Annotated in this window: 4 protein-coding genes; 3 read left to right on the top strand and 1 reads right to left on the bottom strand. The window is 71.8% G+C overall.

Annotated features, from left to right (window positions below; all coding sequences use genetic code 11):
• Positions 1 to 96 precede the first annotated feature (96 nt).
• The 3 genes from ACFVIM_RS34095 to ACFVIM_RS34085 all read left to right on the top strand — a co-directional run bounded on the left by ACFVIM_RS34095 (position 97) and on the right by ACFVIM_RS34085 (position 2155).
• The gene (locus ACFVIM_RS34095; RefSeq protein WP_384309972.1) at positions 97 to 549 is read left to right on the top strand and encodes a MaoC family dehydratase N-terminal domain-containing protein; all 453 of its coding nucleotides are present in this window, start codon (positions 97 to 99) and stop codon (positions 547 to 549) included.
• Positions 549 to 977 carry a MaoC family dehydratase gene (locus tag ACFVIM_RS34090; RefSeq protein WP_384309969.1) on the top strand — a complete coding sequence of 143 codons (429 nt, stop codon included), beginning with the start codon at positions 549 to 551 and terminating at the stop codon, positions 975 to 977. Before ACFVIM_RS34095 ends, ACFVIM_RS34090 begins: the two co-directional genes overlap by 1 nt.
• Before the next feature lie 122 nt (positions 978 to 1099).
• Positions 1100 to 2155 carry a UDP-N-acetylmuramate dehydrogenase gene (locus ACFVIM_RS34085; RefSeq protein WP_384309967.1) on the top strand — a complete coding sequence of 352 codons (1056 nt, stop codon included), beginning with the start codon at positions 1100 to 1102 and terminating at the stop codon, positions 2153 to 2155.
• Positions 2156 to 2322: 167 nt separating this feature from the next.
• Here the strand turns inward: ACFVIM_RS34085 and ACFVIM_RS34080 are convergent, their stop codons facing one another.
• Positions 2323 to 3342, bottom strand: coding sequence for an adenosine deaminase (locus tag ACFVIM_RS34080; RefSeq protein WP_384309964.1), 1020 nt, complete (start codon positions 3340 to 3342; stop codon positions 2323 to 2325).
• Between the last annotated feature and the right edge of the window lie 97 nt (positions 3343 to 3439).

Raw genomic sequence — 3439 nt, 5'->3', positions numbered from 1 at the left:
CCCCCAACCAGGGGGCGGCCTCGTGTCGTTTCCGATGGCGCGCGGTGTCCGCCGAATGTGATCACTGAGGTCATTTCGTCAGGAAGGAGCCAGTGCATGGCCCTCGACCAGTCCTTCGTGGGGCGGAGTTATCCCCCCACCCCGCCTTACGAGGTCGGGCGGGAGAAGATCCGCGAGTTCGCCACGGCGGTGGGGGAGAGCAATCCCGCGTACACCGACCCGGAGGCGGCGCGGGCGATGGGGCACCCCGATGTGATCGCTCCGCCGACCTTCGCCTTCGCGATCACCTACCAGGCGGCCGCGATCGTGATCGAGGACCCGAAGCTCGGGCTGGACTTCAGCCGGGTGGTCCACCGAGAGCAGCGCTTCTCCTACACCCGGCCGGTCCGGGCGGGGGACCGGCTGACTGTCGTCTCCACCGTCGAGAGCGTCAAGCTCCTGCTGGGCAACGACGTCGTGGACATCCGCGGCGAGGTCCACGACGAGGCCGGTCAGCACGTGGTGACCGCGTGGACGAAGCTGGTGGCCCGCGCCGCCGAGGAGGCGTGATGACGGCGAAGATCTCCTACGCGGACGTCGAGGTCGGCACCGAGCTGCCGGGCCTGACCGTCACCGTGACGCGCGCCACGCTGGTGCGGTACGCGGGCGCCTCCGGCGACTTCAACCCGATCCACTGGAACGAGAAGTTCGCCGTCGAGGTCGGTCTCCCCGATGTGATCGCGCACGGCATGTTCACCATGGCCGAGGCGATCCGCGTGGTCACGGACTGGCTGGGTGACCCGGGTGCCGTGGTCGAGTACGGCGTCAAGTTCACCAAGCCCGTCGTCGTGCCGAACGACGACAAGGGTGCCCAGATCGAGCTCCGGGGCAAGGTGGGCGCCCTGCTCGACGACGGTCTGGTGCGCGTCGACCTGACCGCCACCAGCGGCTCCGACAAGGTCCTCGGCATGGCCCGCGCCGTCGTCCGGCTCGCCTGAGCCCGGACCACCGAACGGCAGGTAAGGGGCGCCCTCCCTTGGAGAGCGCCCCTTACGCATGCGGGGACCCTCCCCCGCGTCCCCTCCGGGCCGCCTGAGGCGCGGACCGTACCCTTGTGCGCGTGCAGGAACTCCACGACGCTCCCCTCGCCCCCCTGACCACCTTCCGCCTCGGTGGACCGGCCGGGCGCCTCCTGACGGCCACGACCGACGACGAGGTGATCGACGCCGTCCGTGCCGCGGACGCGTCGGGGACCCCGCTGCTGGTGATCGGCGGCGGCTCCAACCTGGTCATCGGCGACAAGGGCTTCGACGGCACCGCGCTGCGCGTGGCGACCCGGGGCCTGCGGCTGGACGGGACCAGCCTGGAACTGGCGGCCGGTGAGGTCTGGACGGACGCCGTCGCCCGTACGGTCGAGGCGGGCCTCGCGGGCGTCGAGTGCCTGGCCGGGATCCCCGGCTCGGCGGGCGCGACCCCCATCCAGAACGTCGGCGCCTACGGCCAGGAGGTCTCCAGCGTCATCACCGAGGTCGTCGCCTACGACCGCCGCGCGGGCCGGACGGTGACCCTCACCAACGCCGAGTGCGCCTTCTCCTACCGGCACAGCGTCTTCAAGGAGCACCCGGAGCGCTATGTGGTGCTGCGGGTCCGGTTCGCGCTGGAGGACGCCGACGGGCTCTCCGCGCCGGTCAGATACGCCGAGACCGCCCGGGTCCTCGGTGTCGCCCCCGGCGAGCGGCACGAGCTGGGCGCCGTCCGCGAGGCGGTGCTGAGGCTGCGCGCGGGCAAGGGCATGGTCCTGGACCCCGCCGACCACGACACCTGGTCGGCCGGTTCGTTCTTCACCAATCCGATCCTCGACGCCGACGCGTACGCCGCCTTCCTCGACCGCGCCCGCGCCCGCCTCGGCGACGACGTCACCCCGCCCGCCTATCCGGCGGCGGACGGCCGCACCAAGACCTCCGCGGCCTGGCTGATCGACCGCGCCGGATTCGCCAAGGGCTACGGAAGCGGTCCGGCCCGCATCTCCGGCAAACACACCCTGGCGCTCACCAACCGGGGCGAGGCCACCACCGAGGACCTCCTCGCCCTCGCCCGTGAGGTGATCGCGGGAGTGCACGACGCCTTCGGGGTGACGCTGGTCAATGAGCCGGTGATGGTCGGCGCCAGCCTCTGAGCGGCCCCCTCCCGTACGAGATCCCCGTCCGGGGCCGGGGACAGCCCAGCGGTGACGCGGACCGTCAGACGCCCCGGTGAGCCGTTCACACGTCTCCCTGGGGATGGAGTGAAACGCGTCACCCCGGGCGCGAGGGGCTCAGCGCGGCTGGCCGCCCTCGGCGGGGGTCACTCCGCCAGCCAGGTGTCGATCCCCGAGAGCAGCCGGGCCCGCACATCGGCCGGGGCGGCGGAGCCCCGGACGGACTGGCGGGCCAGCTCGGCGAGCTCCGGATCGGTGAAGCCGTGGTGGTGACGGGCCAGCTCGTACTGGGCGCTCAGCCGGGAGCCGAAGAGCAGGGGGTCGTCCGCGCCCAGAGCGAGCGGGACACCGGCCTCGAACAGGGTCCGCAGGGGAACGTCCTCGGGCTTCTCGTAGACCCCGAGCGCCACGTTGGACGACGGGCAGACCTCGCAGGTGACCCCGAGATCGGCCAGTCGCCGCAGCAGCCGGGGGTCCTCCGCGGCGCGGACCCCATGGCCGACGCGCACGGCCTGGAGGTCGTCCAGGCAGTCCCGGACGGACGACGGACCGGTCAGCTCGCCACCGTGGGGCGCGGCGATCAGCCCGCCCTCACGCGCGATGGCGAAGGCGCGGTCGAAGTCGCGGGCCATGCCCCGGCGTTCGTCGTTGGAGAGACCGAAGCCGACGACCCCCCGGTCCGCGTACCGCACGGCCAGCCGCGCGAGCGTACGCGCCTCCAGAGGGTGCTTCACCCGGTTCGCCGCCACCAGGACGCGCATACCGAGACCCGTCTCCCTGGAGGCGCGTTCGACCGCGTCCAGGATGATCTCCAGCGCCGGGGTGAGCCCGCCGAGCATGGGCGCGTACGAGGTGGGGTCGACCTGTATCTCCAGCCAACCGGAACCGTCCCGCACGTCCTCCTCCGCGGCCTCTCGGACCAGCCGCTGGATGTCCTCGGGCTGGCGCAGACAGGATCGGGCGATGTCGTACAGACGCTGGAAGCGGAACCAGCCGCGCTCATCGGTGGCGCGGAGTTTGGGAGGCTCGCCGCTGGTCAGCGCTTCGGGAAGATGGACGCCGTACTTGTCGGCCAGTTCGAGCAGGGTGGTGGGGCGCATCGACCCCGTGAAGTGCAAGTGCAGATGCGTCTTCGGCAGCCGGTTCAGATCGCGTACGTGCTCCATCCCAGGATCTTGCCGCACGGCTTCTTCCATGGACAGCCCGATTCCCCGATCGGAACCCGCTCGAACACAGGAACGGGATCAGGGCCGCCGGAAGGTC

Origin of the sequence: Streptomyces sp. NPDC057638 (assembly GCF_042800315.1) — a bacterium.
Classification (GTDB): Bacteria; Actinomycetota; Actinomycetes; order Streptomycetales; family Streptomycetaceae; genus Streptomyces.
The sequence above is the reverse complement of the archived record's forward strand: the minus strand, read 5'-3'. Positions and strand labels throughout refer to the sequence as shown.